Genomic DNA, 16,430 nt, shown 5'->3' with positions numbered 1-16,430 from the left:
CGTCGTATTCGCGACGCGCTGTGGAGCAACCGGCCGGGGCCGTCAGTGCTCGCCGAGGAAGATCTCCTTGACCTCGCGCAGCGCGTAGTAGACCAGTACGTATCCTGCGGCCGGGTCGGCCCACCACAGGCCGGCCAGGGAGTTCAGCAGGAGGCCGAGGAGTACGGCGGCGGCCAGCAGGCCGTCGATCAGCGTGACCCGGCCCTCGGTCCTGAGTACCGGATTGTCCAGCGCGGTACCGGTGCGCGCCTTGCCCGCGGCGAGCCCGAACATCACCGCGGCCGTCACGGCGGTCCAGCCGATGCCCAACGGCGAGTGGTGTGGACGAAAGCCGGTGGCCAGTGCCCAGGTGGACTGCACCAGCAGATACGTCGCCAGGAGCGCGAAACCGACACCGATCAGCCTCAGCGCCCGGCGCCGGCGCTCCTCACCCGTGCCCGACAGTTCCCAGATCACCACGGCGGAGGCGCCGATCTCGATCAGGGAGTCCAGGCCGAACCCGGCCAGCGCCACAGATCTCGCCGAAATCGCGGCGACGGCGAGCACCACGATGCCGATCACGTTCCAGCCGAGGGTGGCGTACTCCAGCGCGAAGCCGCGGCGGACGAGCGTCTGGCGGGCGATGTCATCAGTCCTGGTCACCGCGAGATCCTCCCAGACCCACCGGGGACCTGATCAGGGGACGGCACGAACGGGTCTCACGGCCGGTTCGACTCAGTGACTCGGTAAACTGCTCCGCCCCGCCCGGACCGGAGGTCGTCTCAGTGTTCACTGCACGGGTACTTGCCGGTGCTCCGTCGGCTCTGGTGATTCTCGTCCTGTCCGGCTGCTCTTCCCACTGGGGCTGCACCGACACGACCGCCGAGCGGGGTGAGGCCCGTGTCCGAGTGCAGGTCGAGGACACGTCCGGGCAGCCTCTCGGCGTCACCGCCGAGGTCGTCGACTGGCGCCTCGAGCCCCACCCACAGGTGCCGTCCGAAGGTGACCAGGTCCACTTCCACTACCGCTTCGACGGCGCCGACGAGACATCCGGCCCCGCGGTGGACGCATGCGCGGTCGACAAGGAGCGCGTGGCGTTGGGCTGCCGGACGGTCTATTCGTCCGGGGCGTGGTCCAAGCCGGACGGTTCCCTCACGGGCGACGACTGGCTCGCCGTCGACCACCCTGAGCAGGTTGCCGGAGTGCTGCTGATCCCCAACGACCAGTCCTACGACCGACGAACCTGCGAGCAGGACATCAAGGACGGCGGCGGGACGCATCCGCCGAAACCGGCCGGCAGGGGGGATCAACTGTGAGGAGGTGAAGGTACGTAAGCCGGGTCCGGTGAACCGGTGACAGGACGACCGGGCCGCGCTCGCACCTGCCTCCACGGTGGGCACCTCCCTGTCCGCTCCATGCCGCGTGTTGACCCTCTCTCCCCCCGAGGATCCAAGGTCGAGCAGGTACGCGCCACCGTGACCGCACTCGCCGCCCGCTCGGCCTCGGGCAGCGCGCTCGTCGTCAACTACCAGGCCCCGTCGGCGAAGGCGGCCGCGGGGAGACTGCTGACACGCGTGCTCGCCAGTTCCCTTACCTCGGGCGAGCCGTGGCGCTCGCTCTGGAAGCCGGAGCGGCTGGCCGCGCTGCTCGCGGAGCACGGCCTGCGGGTGGGCACGGACGACACCCTCCTCACTTTCGCGCGACGCTTCGCCGTCCCGGCCCGGGGACGGTCATCCTTGGGATCGGGGCGCATTGCTGTCGCGGAGCGCGGCTGACCGCAGCACGACGTGAGTTTCGTCAGCGGCACTGGGGAACGTGCGGCTTCCATTGGGACGGTGATCCGGTGGTCACATACCAGTCGTTGATGTAGCCGCCGTCGCTGTCGAAGTCGAGCGCGAACCAGTAGTGGTCTCCGTGGCCGTCCGCGTCACCGTCCCCTGTGGTCCAGCACGCCAGCATCATGGTGTCGCCGTTGTTGTAGCGGTGTCCGGTCGTCCCCGAGGCGTAGGTCGGCCCGTTGTGGGAGGCCAGGTAGGAACCGGCCGAGATGCCGGTCACGGATGCGCACCACACGGTGTGCCCGTCGTGGTCGCAGGCCCAGCCCGCGGCCGACGCCCGCGTGGCGACGGCGCAGACCGCGGCCGCGGCCATCGCCAATGCGCCGACCGACGCGGCGGCGCGACGGGACGCGAGCCCCTTCTTCAACTGTTTCGGCATGTGCCCCTGCCCTTCCGAGCGGCCAGTCTGAGGACGCCTGAACTTAGGTGCGTACGGGGGCGGTTGCCACCCTTTCCATGACCGTCGAAACGTCCCATGACGCGTTTCGGGTCGGGGGGTGGTGCTGGCACCACCCCCCGACTCGGGGCCTGGACCTCCTGTTTCGGGAGCGGCCCAGGAGGAGGGTTGCTCCCGTCGTCACGACGCCGGCCGACGAAGCCTGCGTCGACAACGGAAACGGGGAAATACGATGGCCAGTCACACGCGGCGGAGAATCCTCAAGGGCGCAGCGGTCGCGGCAGCGGGCAGCGTGGTCGGAGGCGGCCTCGGGCCCGGCTTCTTCACGGCTGCGGCGCAGGCGAGTGCCGCAGGCGCGAAGAGCGGTGGGAGCGGGGCGAGGCCGTTCCTGGAGGGGGCCTTCGCGCCGGTCACCGAGGAGTTGACCGCGTTTGACCTCAAGGTCACCGGGCGCATCCCGCGCGACCTGGACGGCCGCTACCTGCGCAACGGCCCGAACGCGCTGGGCCTTGAGGACGTCCGCGCTCATCACTGGATGCTCGGCGACGGGATGGTGCACGGAGTCCGGCTGCGTGACGGCCAGGCGGAGTGGTACCGCAACCGCTGGGTGCGGTCCTCGCAGGTGACGGCGAAGCTGGGAGAGACGTACCCGGGCCAGGTGCCGCCGGACGACTTCGCGTGCAACACGCACGTGATCCCGTACAAGGGCCGCATCCTGGCGCTGCAGGAGGGCGGGCCGCTGCCGTACCAACTGGACGGCGAGCTGCGCACCGTGCGCCCGTACGACTTCCGCTCCACTCTCCAGGGCGCGTTCACCGCGCACACCAAGTACGACGCGGCGGCCGACGAGCTGCACGCGATCGCGTACTACCCGACCTGGGACCATGTGCGACACGTCATGATCGACAGGACCGGCAGGGTCGCACGGACCACGCGCATTCCCGTCGCGGACGCGCCGATGATGCACGACTTCGCGCTCACCGAGAAGTACGTGGTGATCGTGGACGTGCCGATCACCTTCGACGCCGGCGCCGCGGAGGCGGGCGCGGTCGTGCCGTACGTGTGGAACGACGAACATCCCATGCGGATCGGTTTGTTGCCGCGCACGGGTGGCGCCACGCGCTGGTTCGAGATCGACCCGGTGTACTACTCGCACACGCTGAACGCCTACGACCAGGGCGACACGGTCGTGCTGGAGTACATCGGGTTCCCTGCGCCGTTCTACGCCGCCGGCCGCGGGATGGGCGGACCGTCCGCGACCGGTGCCCCGACGCTCGACCGCTGGACGATCGACCTGCGCGCGGGCCGGGTGCGCGGCAGCCGGCTGGACGACCGTCCGCAGGAATTCCCCCGCATCAATGAATCGCTCGTCTCCCGTCGGCACCGCTATGCCTACACCGCGAGCGCGGCCGAGATGTGGCGGGCGTACGAGACCGTCGACGGCGTACCGCCGGATGAGAAGTTCACCAACTACCTGGTGAAGCACGACATGCTGCGAGGCGGTAAACAGCTCCACCGCTTCCCCGAGGGCGCGGCGGTCAGCGAGCCGGTGTTCGTTCCGCGGCGCGGCGGGCGCGACGAGGACGACGGTTACGTTCTGTCGTACGTGAACGACCCCGATCGTGGTGCGACCGACCTGGTGATCCTCGCGGCGCAGGACTTCGGCGGGCACCCGCTGGCCCGGATTCACCTGCCCGGCCGCGTTCCGCTGGGGTTCCACGGCAGCTGGGTCGCGGACGCCTAGCCCTCGGCAAGTGCCTCGCCCGTCGACGGCGCCGCTTCAGCGGCTGGGTGGGGTGCCCAGGAACCGGTGGAGGGAGGTCGTCATGCTGGTGACGAATCCGTCGCGGGTCGGGTCGTCGAGGTGGTCCAGGGACAGGTAGGGGTTGAGGTCTTCCAACTCGACCAGAAGGAGGTCACCTTCCTGGGTACGGCAGGCGTCCACGCGCTGGATGCCGTGGTCTATGGTGTTCCAGTCGATGAAGCGGCGGGCGAAGTCGAGGTCGGCTTCGGTGGGCCGGTAGGGCTCAAGGACCCAGCGCCGTTCGATGTCGGGCGCGTGCAGGGCGTACTGGAAGACATCGTCCACGTAGTAGAAGGACACCTCGTAGCGGAAATCGATGCGAGGCTGGACCAGGATGTCGCCGTAGTCGAGGGTGGCCAGCCGTTCCTGAGGCACGAAGCCGAGGCCGATGGAGTCCGCCCCTGCCTTCGGCTTGACCGCGAACTGGTCGGCGTCGGGCAGGCGACCGAGGTCCTCGAGCCGGTCGATCGTGGGGATGACCGGGTATCCGGCTGCGGTCAGGTCCAGCAGGTACTGCTTGCCGACCATGTCGGCCCGGCCGGACAGCGGGTTGTAGACCCGAGTGCCGCGCGCCGTGGCCTGGTCCCGGAAGGCCTCGTATTCCTTCTGGTAGTGCACCACAGGGCCGCTGTTGCGGACCACGACCGCGTCGAAGGCGTCCATCAGAGCGGCGGCGTCCAGCGGGTGGCACAGAGCGACGTCGAAGTCGTCGCGCAGCCGCGAGGACAGGAAGATGTCCTCGTCGCAGTAGCGCCGTCCCCGGGCCTGGTAGGCGAGATCGGTCACGAACAGAACGCTGGGGCGGCCGGGCACGAAACATCTCCTGAGTCGGTGGCCACCAACCTACCCAGAGCGCCGAGCCGCCCGCACCTCGCTACGGCGGCTGGCGTCGGGTGCGGGTGCGGGTGCGGGTGATGTTCAGCTGGAATACACGCGGTTTCAAGATCGTGTCGGCAGAGTTCCGCCTCGTGCCTACCTCACCCTCGCGTGCCGGCGTCGCCTCTGCGTGCGCCGCGGCTTTGACGCTTTCAGGACTGCTCGCCACAGGGCTGGTCGCCGCTCAGCCGGCGGCTGCCGCGGACCCGGCCGGCTACCAGAACGTTCGGATCAATGAGGTCACCTCCTCGAACAGCGACACGGTGGAGCTGTACAACGCCGGCTCCACCGCAGTGAGCATCAGTGGCTGGAAGATGTCCGACGACGGCTTCTCGCCGCAGACGTTCAGCCCGTCCTCGAGCACGATCCCGGCAGGCGGCTTCGTCACCTTCAACTCGCCCAAAGGACTGGGCGACTCGGACAAGGTCGTCATCTACACGACCAGCGGCACAGTGGTCGACCGCGTCGAGTGGGCCGCCAACCTAGCGAAGCCGGCGATGGCGCGGTGCGGCGGCGACGGCACTGGGTCCTGGGTGACCACGACCGCGGCGTCCACGTTCGGCACCTCCAACACCTCGGGCTGCCCGTCCTCGACACCGGCGGCGAGCCGGGTGCGGATCAACGAGGTCACCTCTGACGGCGCGGACACCGTGGAGTTGTACAACGGGGGAACGAGCGCGGTCAGCATCGGGGCGTGGAAGTACGTCGACAACGACACCACCCACTCCCCCGTGTCGATCTCGTCTTCCTCCCCGAGCGCGAGCAGCATCCCCGCAGGGGGCTACGTCACCTTCAACTCCACCCTTGGTCTGGGCGACAACGACTCGGTCGTCCTCCTCGACGGCAACGGCAACACCGTGGACTCGGTGACCTGGACGACCGGTGGGGCCAAGCCGTCGGACGAGCGCTGCGCCAACGCCACCGGCTGGTTCCAGACCTCTACGACCGCGACACTCGGCGGCGCGAACTCCTGCTCGGGCAACGGCGGTGGTGGCACCGGCGGTCAACTGCTGGGAGGCGGTGGCTCGTTGACCAGCGGCTGCACCCCCGAGGCGCCGTCCGGTACGGGTTCCACCCCGGCGGGCACCCTGGCGTGGCCGGGCGGGCTGGACGTCACGATCGCCGACAACGTCTGCGCGTTCACCACGTCCACCGGCCCTGAAGGGCGGGACCTGAGCGGCCTGGCGTTCGATCCGGCGAACCCGTCGGTGCTGTGGGCCGCCAAGAACAAGAACTGGCTGTACAAGCTGGTCAAGAGCAGCGGCAAGTGGGTTCCGGATGCTTCGTGGAGCGCGACCGGGAAGCAGATTCGCTTCGCCGACGGCACCGGTCAGCCGGACTCCGAGGGTCTGACGGTCGGCGCCAACGGCCACATCTACGTGACCTCCGAGCGCGACAACGCCGACAACACCGTGCCGAAGGACACCATCATGGAGTTCGATCCGGCCGCGACCGGATCGACGCTCACGCCGATCCACCAGTGGGACATGACCTCGCAGTTCCCGCAGCTCGACACCGGCAGCAAGGACGACGCCAACCTGGGCTTCGAGGGCGTCGGATACGTGCCGGACACGTGGCTGACCGCGAACGGCTGGGTCGACCCGCGCACCGGCGCCGCATACGACCCCGCGAAATACCCGCTGCACGGTTCGGGCCTGTTCTTCGCCGGCTTGGAGTGGGACGGCACTCTGCACGTCTACGGACTCAACTCCGACGGCACGTACACCACCTTCGGCACGATCGCGACCGGCAAGGTCTCCGTGATGGACGTGATGTTCGACGCCGGAACCCAGCGCATCGTCGCAACTTGCGACAACACCTGCGGCGAGACCCACACCCTGATGAAAGTGAACGCCGGTGGCGCGATCGTTCCGGAGGCGACCTACACGAACCCGGCCGTGATGCCCACCGACAACCTGGAGGGCTTCGCGATCGCGCCGCCGCAGGCCTGCGTCAACGGCTTCCGCGAGGCGGTCTGGAGCGACGACGGCATCTACGGCTTCGGCACGGGAAGCTCCTCCTACGGACACGCCATCTACAGCGGTACTTTCCCCTGCTGATCCCGCCGAATGCAGGAGGTAGCACTGTGCGTGAGCCACCTACCACGTGGGGACGCCTAACTGATCATCACTCGAGCCGTGACGTCGCCATACCTCTTCACTGTGGCAGTTGTCCCGCTGCTCGTTCGGCGGCTGATGCCAGGAGCTGATGGATGACTTGGCATTTCAGGCTCAGGCCGATTCTGTCCTGTGTGACTCCACCCACGCGTAAAACGCCCGGGCTTCCTACGTCGGTGGCTGAACCGCCGCGCAGAGGGCCAGCCCGGCCCTGTTGAGGACGTTCGTAGCCCCGACGTGGTCCGCGTTCGCCGTGAACCCGCACGCCGTGCATGCGAACCTTGCCTGGGTGAGGCGGTTCCCCTTCGCGACGTGCCCGCACTCGGGGCACGTACGGGAGGTGTTGCGCGCGTCCACCGGGACCACGAGGCGACGGGCACTCTCAGCCTTGTTCGCCAGGTTTCCGAGGAACTGCGCCCAACCCGCATCGAGAATGCTGCGGTTGAGGCCGGACTTCGCTGCAGCACCGTTCGCCAGGAACACGCCGGGCTGCTCAGGATCGGCCTTCGGTGCGGGGCTCTTGGTAATACCCGCCGTGTTGAGACGCTCGTGCGCGATCACGTCGTGGTCTGTTATGAGCGTGCGGGCGGTCTTGTGGTGGAAGTCCGCACGCTGCCGCCGGATCTTGGCGTGCAGCTTGGCGACCCTTCGGGCCGCCGCGCGGTGGTGCTTGGTGCGCTGCCGGGTGCGCTTCGGGAACATGGCGAGGTTCCGTTGCGCCTCAGCCAGCTCCTCAGCCATCGCGGTGAAAAGGTGCGGGTTGGCGACGTGTTCACCGTCCGAGGTGGTCAGGAAGTGGGCGACACCCATATCGATGCCAACGATCGCCCCGGCGGGCGGCAGTTCTTCAACGGGCACATTGTCACAGGCCAGGACGATGTACCAGCGGGTTCCCTCTCGCTTCACCGAGAGGGTCTTGACCTGGCCGCGCACGGGCCGATGCTGGTGCACACGGACGTGCCCGACCCCCTGGATGCGGACGCGCGTGAGGGGGTCGTGGGGGGTGGAGTCCCATCGGCAGCCGTCGCCGTCCTTGGGGAAGGTGACGGTGTCGAAGTACCCTGTGCCCTTGAAGCGGGGATAGCCCGGTCTCTGCCCGGCCTTGACCCGGCGGAAGAACGCACCGAACGCCTTGTCCAGGCGGCGCAGGGTAGCTTGCTGGGAGGAGAACGACCAGCGGCCCTGCCGCTGCGGATCGAACGCCCGGATCTCCTTGAGCTGGGCAGACTGGTCCACGTAGCGGACGGTGGTCTTGGAGGCGTGCCGGTAAGCGTCACGGCGTTCCTGTAGGGCGCCGTTGTACAGGGAACAGTGGTCCCGCAGCATCTCGCCGATCGCGACCGACTGACGGCCCGTTGGGCGCAGGAGGAACTTGTACGCCCGGATCACGACCCGTCCACCCTCTTCCATAGGCGTTCCCACTGGGCGTTGAGGTGCCTCCCAACCGTGGCGGCCGACGCGGCTCCGACCGAGGCGGCGAAGTACGACGACGACCTCAGGGGGCATCCGCGACTTCAGGTGCGGAAACTCCTCGCGCAGCACGCGGGATGTGAAGCCCTTGAACTGGCTCGCCACGCACGGGGCAGACGACTTCGCACCGTGCTCGACGAACAGGTGTACCCGCTCGGGCACCCCTCAAGGCCGATGATCTCCCACCTGTGTTCGTCGGCCTTCTGCCGGATCAACACGTCCAGCCGTTCCGCGACCCGTCCGCCGAGGACCGGACGGCGGTCCTTCAGGCACCACACCGCGTGGAGCCCCAGGTCATACACACCGCCGGAGAATCGGTGAACCTTCCTAGTCGCATTCACACCGCGACCATACAAGCTCCGCCTTTCTACGCGGCAGAAAGGCTGACTCCAGTGGACAGTACAGATCCATGGACCCAGTTGAGGTCACAGCAGAACTCAGAGGCCCAACCCCACCCAATTAGATCGAGGCATCCCCTGGTTAGGTACTGATGGACTCTACGCTCCCCACAACACCTCTTTTCAGGGAGATCACATGGCCACGTTCGTACTCGTTCCAGGCGCCTGGCTCGGCGCCTGGGCCTGGGAGGACACCGTCCGCGCCCTGCGAGAGCACGGCCACACGGCTCTGCCGCTGACGCTGACCGGGCTGGCCGAGCGTGCGGAGGAGGGCGGACCGCGGACCGAGCTGGACACGCACATCGCGGACATCACCGAGATCGTCGAGAAGGGCGATCTGCGCGAGGTCACTCTGGTCGCCCACAGCTATGCGGCAGCCCCCGTCAGCGGCGCGGCCGGGCGTCTCGGCGACCGTTTGGAGCGCGTGGTCTACGTGGACAGCGCCCCGTTCGCCGAGGGGATGCGCATGCTCGACCTCATGTCGCCGGAGGCAGCGGATGAGCTGGGTCAGCGGGTCACGGCTCATGGTGACGGCCGGCGGTTGCCGATGCCGCCGTTCGAGGCCCTGTCCGGCAGTCTCGACGGACTGGACGAGGGCCGACGGGAGGTGCTGCGTGAACGTGCCACTCCTCAGCCGTTCGGCACCTACACCCAGCGGCTGGCCGGCCCGGTGGAAGTCGGACCCGGTGTGGACCGTGTCCTGGTCGCCTGCCACGACTTCCAGGGGTTGCTGGACAGCGGGGTGCCGATGCTGGCTTTCCTCAACCATGCGCCTTGGCGGCGTTTCGACTTGTCCACCGGGCACTGGCCGATGCTGTCGGCACCTACCGACCTTGCCGGCATCCTGCACACGGCCGTCTCCTGACCGGGACGGATGCGCGGCTCAATGCGTGAGCACGAGAGCGTCCGCCAGCTGCGGGCCCGCGCGCAGGCCCTGGCCGGCGGAGTGCGGGAAGCCTCCGCCGGGGCGGTCGTACGCCGGGTCTTCGCCATCCAGGCCCAGGACCGCACGGCCGCCGACCTCGGCATCCGAGTACGGGGACGGGGCATCACGGCTACCGGCATCCGCACCGCGTACGAGGAGGAGCGGAGCATCGTCCGCGGCTGGTTCATGCGTGGAACTCTGCACACCATCCCCAGCGAGGACCTCCACTGGGTTCTGCGACTGCTCGCTCCCCGGATCCTCGCTGGCACCAGCCGCCGCTACCGGCAGCTCGGACTGGACGACGATCAGCGCCGGCGCGCCGACCGCCTCATCCGGCGCGTCCTGGCCACGCACGGGCCGCTCACCCGCGCCGAGTTGACCGAGCACCTCACCACCCTCGGCGTTCCGGCGGACGGTCAGGCGCCCTTCCACCTGATCCGCCACGCCGCACTCGGCGGCGTCCTCTGCCACGGCCCGCAGCGTGACGGTGTCGCCACGTACGTGCTGCTCGACGACTGGCTGCCCACCGGCGTCTCCCGGCTGGAGGGAGCAACTGCCCTGACTGAGCTGGGCCGCCGCTATCTGGCCGCGCACGCACCCGCCACGCCCGAAGACTTCGCCGCCTGGTCCGGACTCCCCGTCACCTGGGCCCGCAAGGCCTGGAAGGCGCTGGCGCAGTCCGGCGCGATCACCGAACACGGCACACAGACCGTCCTGGCCGGCTGGGAGGAAGACCCCGAAGCCCCGTCCGGTATCCCCGATGTCCGCATGCTTCCCGCCTACGACAACTACCTCGTCGGATACCGCACCCGTGAGGCGTCCGTCCCCGACTCTCACCACGCCCGCGTCTGGCCGGGTGGTGGCGTAATCCGACCGACCGTCATCGCCGATGGCCTGGTCGTCGCAACCTGGACCCGATCCGGCGCGCGCTCCGTCCAGGTCGATGCGTTCGAGCCCCTACCGCCTCAGATCCTGCTCGGGGTCGACGCCGAAGCCGCAGCCATCACCCGCTTCCTGCAGTCCCACTCGCGACCGGATTCCGGTCGTCAGTGAGGTCGGCGTCATACCCGTAACGGCCGCTATCGCTGATCCCTGTTCGGGGCGATGCTTTCCATCCTGGTCGGAGTTCCGTTCGGGGCGAACGCGTTGTGGAAGGTGAAGGCCTGCGGCGCGGAGCCGTGGTCGTTGAGGTGCGCCAGCTTGGAAACGCCGTCCCGCCAGGAGGGTATCGCGCCGTCGTGGACCCACCAGAACACGTGATTCGGGTGCTCTGTCCTCTCGAACCAGTCGTAACGCCTGTTCAACGCCTCACGGTGGAGACCGGTGTAAACGGCGTCGAATGCGGAGCGCAAGTCGGTCCAGAGTGAGAGGGTCGCGGCAAGGGCGGTGGTGTCCGCTGTACGGCCCTTGGCGTACCACGTCGGTACGGCGAACTCTCCCCACGCACCCCAATCCGCATCGAAGAGCACGCCCCGCTCACCCTCAGCCGCTTCAGCATGAGCGACGTATCCGGGGTGCTGGCTGATCTTCCGGTAGACGGCCTCACCCGTCTCGTAGAACTCGCGCGTGAGAGGTGCGGGATCGGCGAGAGGTGATTTCAGGACGCCGAAGGTGTACAGGGCAATGTGGGGCATGCGTATCTCCCTGGTGGGCTGCGTGGCGGAGCCTGGTTCGGTGGCATACTCATCGCGTCCGGCTCGGCCTGATGGAGCCCGGCGCGATCGTGGCGACCTCCGAAGACCAGATGAAGGTAGCTGCCTCCGCGAGCCGTGTCGAAGTTGCGATTCCCCTGCAACACGTGGCTCTTGCACAGGTCCAGACGGCAACTGGGCGTCGGCGTCACCCGCATCCGTGAAAGTCCGCACTGGTCCACCACATGCCGAGAAACGAGACGGCGTGGGCGCCGCCGCAGGGTGGCGGTGGCCCGCTACAGTGCGCTTCCCTGCCCCTTCGCCACGGCACCGGACGCGTCGACGTTCCAGTCGAGGCGCAGGACCGCGAGGTCGTCAGTGTGCCGGCTGGCGTTGAGGGTGCGGGTGCGGGCGATGAGATCGTCCAGGTGGGCGCCGGGGTCTGGGGTGCGGATCGTGTCGATGATGCGCAGGAGGCCGTCCACGCCGAGCCGTGTGGTCGTGTTGCCCGCGTAGCCTTCGATGAGACCGTCGGTGTAGGCGATGAGCGCACCGCGGGGCGGGAGGGCGAGCTGGGTGGCGGGCCCACTTGCCGAGAAGGGTGCGATACCCAGCGCGACTCCGTGTGCGGCGGTGACCTCACCGGCTCCGTCGGGAGTGATGAGGAGGGGCTCGTGGTGGCCGGCCAGGTGCAGGGTGAGGCCGGCCTCTTTCGAGTCGAGGGTAGTGATGGTGCAGGTAGTAAAGTCACTGCCCGCACGTTCGGCGATGTGGATCTTCTCCAGCAGGTGGAGCAGTTGCTGGTTGCGGTGGCCGCCGAGGGTGAGTGCGCGACAGGCTATGGGCAGGCACACGCCGAGTGCCGCGCGCGGCGTCGGGGCCGTGGCCGCTGACGTCTCCGGTGACGGCGTGGACCTGTCCGTCGTCGGTCTGGACGACATCGAGGAGGTCACTTCCGAGCAGGGCCTTCGCCCGCCCGGGGTAGTAGCGGCTGGAGGCAGTGGCGGTCGTGCACGACAGGAGGGGTTCAGGCAGCAGGCCCCGTTCGAGACATGCGTTCTCCTCGGCACGCAGGCGGCCGATCTGCAGGGCGGCATTGGCGCGTTCGGCCTGCTTTCGCTGCATGGCGTAGCGCACGGCGCGCTGCACCAGGTCGGATTCGACCTTGCCCTTGAAGGTAGCCCTGGGCGCCGGTTGCGAGGGCGTCGACTCCGGCACGGGGTTCGTCCAGTCCGGTCAGAACGATGATGGCGGCGTGGGTGTCTTTCTGGATCGCCTTGACCTCCACCTGCCGGACGCGTCCGGCAGGTGGAGGTCAAGCAGAACGCAGTCGACGGTGCGTGCGGCCAGGACGCGGCGCGCGTCGGCGGCCGGAGGGCAGCGGGTGAGGGTGTGCGGCAGATCGATGTCGTAGAGAAGTTCTTCGACGAGGAGGGCGTCTCCGTCGTCGTCCTCCACCAGGAGCAGGTCGTACGACCCGTCGCGACCTCCGAGGGGGGCGGTCACGGCTGTCTCCTGTCCGCATCTCCCGTCGAGGCAGCCACGGCTGCCTCGGTCGTGGCAGACGCCTCGGCCATGGCATCCGTCTCGGCCTTCGCGACGGGCAGGGTGACGACGACCCGGGTACCCAGCCGGTATTCGGGGTCGATCTTGATCATGCCGCCGTGGAACTCCACGACCTTCTTGCACATGGCCAGGCCGATACCCGTTCCGGGGTGGACGTCCTTGGTGTGCAGTCGCTGGAAGAGGACGAAGATCTTCTCCTGGAACTCCGGCGCGATGCCGATGCTGTTGTCGGTGACCGCGAACTCCCAGACGCCGGTGTCGGGGACGGCGCTGATGTGAATGCGGGGTGGCCGGTCCGGGCTGCGGAACTTGATGGCGTTGGACAGCAGGTTCTGCCAGGCCGTGGTCATCGCCACCGGCAGCGGCGAGGACGGCGGCCGTGAGGCGCTGGGCGTGATGGTCGGTGACAGCGAGACCGAGGCGTTTTGGAGCGAGTTCCTGCGCTCCTTGCGGCGTCGGCGAGGTGGATGTCGACGAGCGCCGGAGCCCCGGAGACGATCACCAGGACGTTGCCGATGCGGAGGGCGGTCCGCTTGACAACGCTGCGCTGCCAGGGGGCTCGTCGAGCGCCTCGACTCCTCCTGACCGCGCGGCTGGGCGAGGACCGCGGCGCGGTCGGCACCGGGGTGGCCGCTCTGATCCGACAGCTGGAGCTCGCTCCGCCACCCTCCTGGGAGGTCCGCGTCCTGCCGCGAATCAGGAAAGAACACTAGTGGGCAAATTCATTCACCGATCATCCTGGCGTGACCGATTGCTTTATTTGCGTGATCTCTTTTTCGGATTGATCGCGCAACCCTTCGGAAAGAGCGGAATTTCAGCCAAAGGCGGGGGCGCGTGAGCCTAAGCTGTGCGACACCGGCGCCGACGATGGGGGCTCATTCCGTGGGCGGCCGAGAAAACGGGGAATTTCAGGGGAATCGGCGTGACACATTCAAGGGGGGTGTTCGAGCGTGCAATCGAATGTGTTCTCTCTGTTCGGTAGGCCACGGACGCGGACACGGACATACGTACGGGCACAAGCGCGCCGGAGCGCCTACGGACTCGCCGCCATGGCGCTCGCCGCGGTGGCCCTGCCCGGCGCGGCCCCGGCCGACTCCGTCATGACCAGCGCCGTGGCCGCCGACGACCCGGTCGACTACGCCGTCGCGGTGGACGAGTCGGCCAGTCTGGGCGCCGGCGACCTCGACCGGGAGAGGGACGCGGTCTCCTCGATCTCGGTCGGTGAACCCTCCGCACGGTCGCGGATGATGGTCTACGGCTTCGCCGACGCCACCACCGCCGGGCAGTCACCCGTCGACGAGGTCTGCTCGATGCGGCAGCTCGACACCGTGGGCCGGGAACGGATCGGCCAGTGCGCGGCCGGACTGAACCGGCGCACCGAGGCCGAGGGATCGGGGACCGACTTCATCTCCGCCGTACGCCAGGGCGTCACCCGTCTCGTGGAGGCCCGGGACCTCGGCCGGCCCAGGGTGCTGTTCCTGCTCACCGACGGACACCTCGACGTCCGCGACAGCTACCGCTACCGCGGCCTCGACCCCACTACCCGGGACGCCCAGGCCGACGCGGACCTCGCCCAGGCGCTCCGGGAAGCCAGGGACGCCAAGGTGCAGATCTGGCCCCTGGGCTTCGGGGACGACGTGGACGAGAAGCGGCTGGAGGAGATGGCCGCCGCCGGCTACCGCGACGGATGCCGCGACCTCCCGCAGACCCGCCCCAGGGCGGCCACCGTGCCCGGGGCCGAGCAGCTCGGCCGGGCCCTGCAGGCGGCGTTCGCCGCCGCACGGTGTCTCTACCAGGAGTCCGGCAGCCAAGGCCGCCCGCCCGCGGACCTCCACGTCCGGGTCTCCCCGCTGGCCACCGAGGGCACCATCGTCGTCTCCAAGGGTGATCCCGCCGTACGGGCCACCTACTACGACCCCCGAGGACGCCGAATAGACGACTCCGCGGACGCTTCGCAGACGGGCGGCTCCTCCTTCGAGTTCACCGGCCGCGGCAAGGCGGTCGAGTCGCTCCGCGTCACCCGCCCCCTGCCCGGGCGCTGGCGGGTGCACCTCGACGCACCGGAAGGCCACCGCGACCGGGTGGCCAGCATCAGCGCTCTATGGCGGGGCGCCGTACGCTCCGACATCCGCCTGGAGAAGCCCTCGCCCAGGGCCGGACAGCGCACCCGCGTCGAGGTCGAGGTGCTCACGCCCAACAGCGTCAGGCTCGACGCGCGGGATCTGCGCGGCATCTCCGTCGTGGGCCGGCTCACCGGTGACGGATTCCGCCGACAGGTGCCCATCACCCTGACCGACGACGGCACGGGACCGGACGAGAAGGGCTCCGACGGCGTCTTCTCCGGAACCGTCACCGTGCCTCGCCGGGCGACCGGGTCCCTGCTCTTCACCAGCACCGTCGAATCGGTCGGCCTCAGCCCGGACACCCGGTACTACCCGACCGGCGTCTCCCCGGCGAACTCCACGTTCGACGCCGTCCTCGACATCCCGGCCGCCGGAGTCCACCCCGGTGGCCGCGTGCCCGGCACGCTGAAGGTCGGCAACCGGGGCGGCACCGCGCACGAGGTGCTGCTCTCCGTCGCCGACGGCAAGGGCACCGGCCTGAGCGTCACCCCCACACGGGTGAGTGTCGAACCCGGCGCGATCCGCACCGTCCCCGTGACCGTCAAGGTCGCCGCGGCGGACGAACTCGGCGCCCCCATCGACGGCGACGGCACCGAACTGGGCGGCAAGGTCATCGCGGTGGAGGGCGGCCGCGTCCTGGACGACGCGCCGCTCGCCATCACGGTCACCGCCGTCCCCGGCGAGTTGGAGCAGCTCTGGGACCGGTGGTGGAAGGTTGTCATTCCCGCGGCGTTCGCCTTGGCCGGCGTGGCCGTGCTGCTGGTCTCCCGGCGTCGCGTCAACCGCCTGCGGATCGCACCCGCCGGACTCCTCTTCGAACTGCGGGACGCCGACGGCACCCTGGTCGGCAGCGGCAAGGCCAAGACCGGCCGCGGCAACTGGTACGAGTTCGACGTCGTCGACACGGCCTCCGACAGCCCCCGGATAGTACGGCGCTCCGGAGGGACGTACGCCGTGCGGCGCGGCCTCAACGGCGGAGTGGTCCTGCGGACCAGCGGCCACGGCGAACGCACCCTGCGCTTCGGGGAGGCCGTGCCCCTGCACGGCCCGCTCTCCCTGCACGTCGTCGAGAGCAAGGAACGCCGCCCGTCCGTCGGCCGGGGCATCCGCTCGCCACTGCCGGACAGGCGCCGCACCACGCGCCCCGCCGGCCCGCCGGCGGACTCCTACGACAACGGCGCGTACCCCCTCGGCGTCCCGGATCCGGCGGAGCATCCGGACCTTTGAAGTCCCGTGCCGAGCCCCTGTGCGGGTCTGTTGCGCACGAATGCACGAACCCACGTACTTCCACACCAGCGACCGGGAC

13 protein-coding genes and 3 pseudogenes are annotated in these 16,430 nt (G+C 69.0%); 8 read left to right on the top strand and 8 right to left on the bottom strand.

What is annotated here, in order from left to right:
* Window positions 1-42: 42 nt before the first annotated feature.
* Window positions 43-642 carry a cation transporter gene (locus tag ACQF4J_RS44550; protein WP_351582004.1) on the bottom strand — a complete coding sequence of 200 codons (600 nt, stop codon included), beginning with the start codon at window positions 640-642 and terminating at the stop codon, window positions 43-45.
* Between the two features lie 122 nt (window positions 643-764).
* On the opposite strand from ACQF4J_RS44550, the gene ACQF4J_RS44545 reads away from it, so the two are divergent.
* Entirely contained in the window at window positions 765-1,295 is a 531-nt protein-coding gene (locus ACQF4J_RS44545; RefSeq protein WP_427168378.1) for a hypothetical protein, read from the top strand.
* Between the two features lie 99 nt (window positions 1,296-1,394).
* Entirely contained in the window at window positions 1,395-1,754 is a 360-nt protein-coding gene (locus tag ACQF4J_RS44540) for a hypothetical protein (RefSeq protein WP_427168377.1), read from the top strand.
* A 22-nt stretch (window positions 1,755-1,776) separates the two neighbouring features.
* Here the strand turns inward: ACQF4J_RS44540 and ACQF4J_RS44535 are convergent, their stop codons facing one another.
* On the bottom strand, window positions 1,777-2,196 hold the full coding sequence (locus tag ACQF4J_RS44535) for a hypothetical protein (protein WP_427168376.1): 420 nt from the start codon (window positions 2,194-2,196) through the stop codon (window positions 1,777-1,779).
* 250 nt (window positions 2,197-2,446) lie between these two features.
* On the opposite strand from ACQF4J_RS44535, the gene ACQF4J_RS44530 reads away from it, so the two are divergent.
* Entirely contained in the window at window positions 2,447-3,958 is a 1,512-nt protein-coding gene (locus ACQF4J_RS44530; RefSeq protein WP_427168375.1) for a carotenoid oxygenase family protein, read from the top strand.
* Window positions 3,959-3,994: 36 nt separating this feature from the next.
* Here ACQF4J_RS44530 and ACQF4J_RS44525 read toward each other — a convergent pair whose 3' ends face one another.
* Complete coding sequence (locus ACQF4J_RS44525) at window positions 3,995-4,831, bottom strand: hypothetical protein (RefSeq protein ID WP_351803971.1); 837 nt, start codon at window positions 4,829-4,831, stop codon at window positions 3,995-3,997.
* A gap of 206 nt (window positions 4,832-5,037) precedes the next feature.
* Between ACQF4J_RS44525 and ACQF4J_RS44520 the strand changes: the two genes are divergently transcribed.
* Window positions 5,038-6,954 carry a lamin tail domain-containing protein gene (locus ACQF4J_RS44520; RefSeq protein WP_427168374.1) on the top strand — a complete coding sequence of 639 codons (1,917 nt, stop codon included), beginning with the start codon at window positions 5,038-5,040 and terminating at the stop codon, window positions 6,952-6,954.
* A gap of 225 nt (window positions 6,955-7,179) precedes the next feature.
* Here the strand turns inward: ACQF4J_RS44520 and ACQF4J_RS44515 are convergent, their stop codons facing one another.
* Both ACQF4J_RS44515 and tnpA read right to left on the bottom strand, forming a co-directional pair.
* Window positions 7,180-8,400, bottom strand: a complete 1,221-nt coding sequence (locus tag ACQF4J_RS44515; protein WP_427168373.1) for an RNA-guided endonuclease InsQ/TnpB family protein — start codon at window positions 8,398-8,400, stop codon at window positions 7,180-7,182.
* Window positions 8,397-8,822: pseudogene (gene tnpA, locus ACQF4J_RS44510) on the bottom strand (IS200/IS605 family transposase). The gene ACQF4J_RS44515 and the pseudogene tnpA overlap by 4 nt, the downstream one beginning before the upstream one ends.
* 193 nt (window positions 8,823-9,015) lie before the next feature.
* Here tnpA and ACQF4J_RS44505 point away from each other — a divergent pair.
* Both ACQF4J_RS44505 and ACQF4J_RS44500 read left to right on the top strand, forming a co-directional pair.
* Window positions 9,016-9,744 (top strand): alpha/beta fold hydrolase, encoded by a 729-nt coding sequence (locus ACQF4J_RS44505; RefSeq protein WP_427168372.1) that lies wholly within the window; start codon window positions 9,016-9,018, stop codon window positions 9,742-9,744.
* A gap of 21 nt (window positions 9,745-9,765) precedes the next feature.
* The gene (locus ACQF4J_RS44500) at window positions 9,766-10,857 is read left to right on the top strand and encodes a winged helix DNA-binding domain-containing protein (protein ID WP_427168371.1); all 1,092 of its coding nucleotides are present in this window, start codon (window positions 9,766-9,768) and stop codon (window positions 10,855-10,857) included.
* Between the two features lie 26 nt (window positions 10,858-10,883).
* Here ACQF4J_RS44500 and ACQF4J_RS44495 read toward each other — a convergent pair whose 3' ends face one another.
* From ACQF4J_RS44495 to ACQF4J_RS44485, 3 genes and pseudogenes are all read right to left on the bottom strand, one after another.
* Window positions 10,884-11,438 (bottom strand): DUF3291 domain-containing protein, encoded by a 555-nt coding sequence (locus ACQF4J_RS44495; protein ID WP_427168370.1) that lies wholly within the window; start codon window positions 11,436-11,438, stop codon window positions 10,884-10,886.
* Between the two features lie 293 nt (window positions 11,439-11,731).
* Window positions 11,732-12,941, bottom strand: a pseudogene (locus ACQF4J_RS44490) (PP2C family protein-serine/threonine phosphatase).
* A complete protein-coding gene (locus ACQF4J_RS44485) occupies window positions 12,938-13,351 on the bottom strand; it encodes a sensor histidine kinase (protein WP_427168369.1) in 414 nt (137 codons plus the stop codon). Before ACQF4J_RS44485 ends, ACQF4J_RS44490 begins: the two are co-directional and overlap by 4 nt.
* Between ACQF4J_RS44485 and ACQF4J_RS44480 the strand changes: the two are divergent.
* Together ACQF4J_RS44480 and ACQF4J_RS44475 are read left to right on the top strand one after the other, a co-directional pair.
* Window positions 13,338-13,460, top strand: a pseudogene (locus ACQF4J_RS44480) (transposase); the annotation flags it as partial. The gene ACQF4J_RS44485 and the pseudogene ACQF4J_RS44480 overlap by 14 nt on opposite strands.
* A 590-nt stretch (window positions 13,461-14,050) precedes the next feature.
* Window positions 14,051-16,351: a VWA domain-containing protein gene (locus ACQF4J_RS44475; protein ID WP_427168368.1), complete on the top strand. Its 2,301-nt coding sequence runs from the start codon at window positions 14,051-14,053 to the stop codon at window positions 16,349-16,351.
* Window positions 16,352-16,430: the final 79 nt, after the last annotated feature.

Origin of the sequence: Streptomyces sp. C1-1 (assembly GCF_050214755.1) — a bacterium.
GTDB lineage: Bacteria > Actinomycetota > Actinomycetes > Streptomycetales > Streptomycetaceae > Streptomyces.
This window is presented reverse-complemented; position numbering and strand designations above follow the sequence as displayed.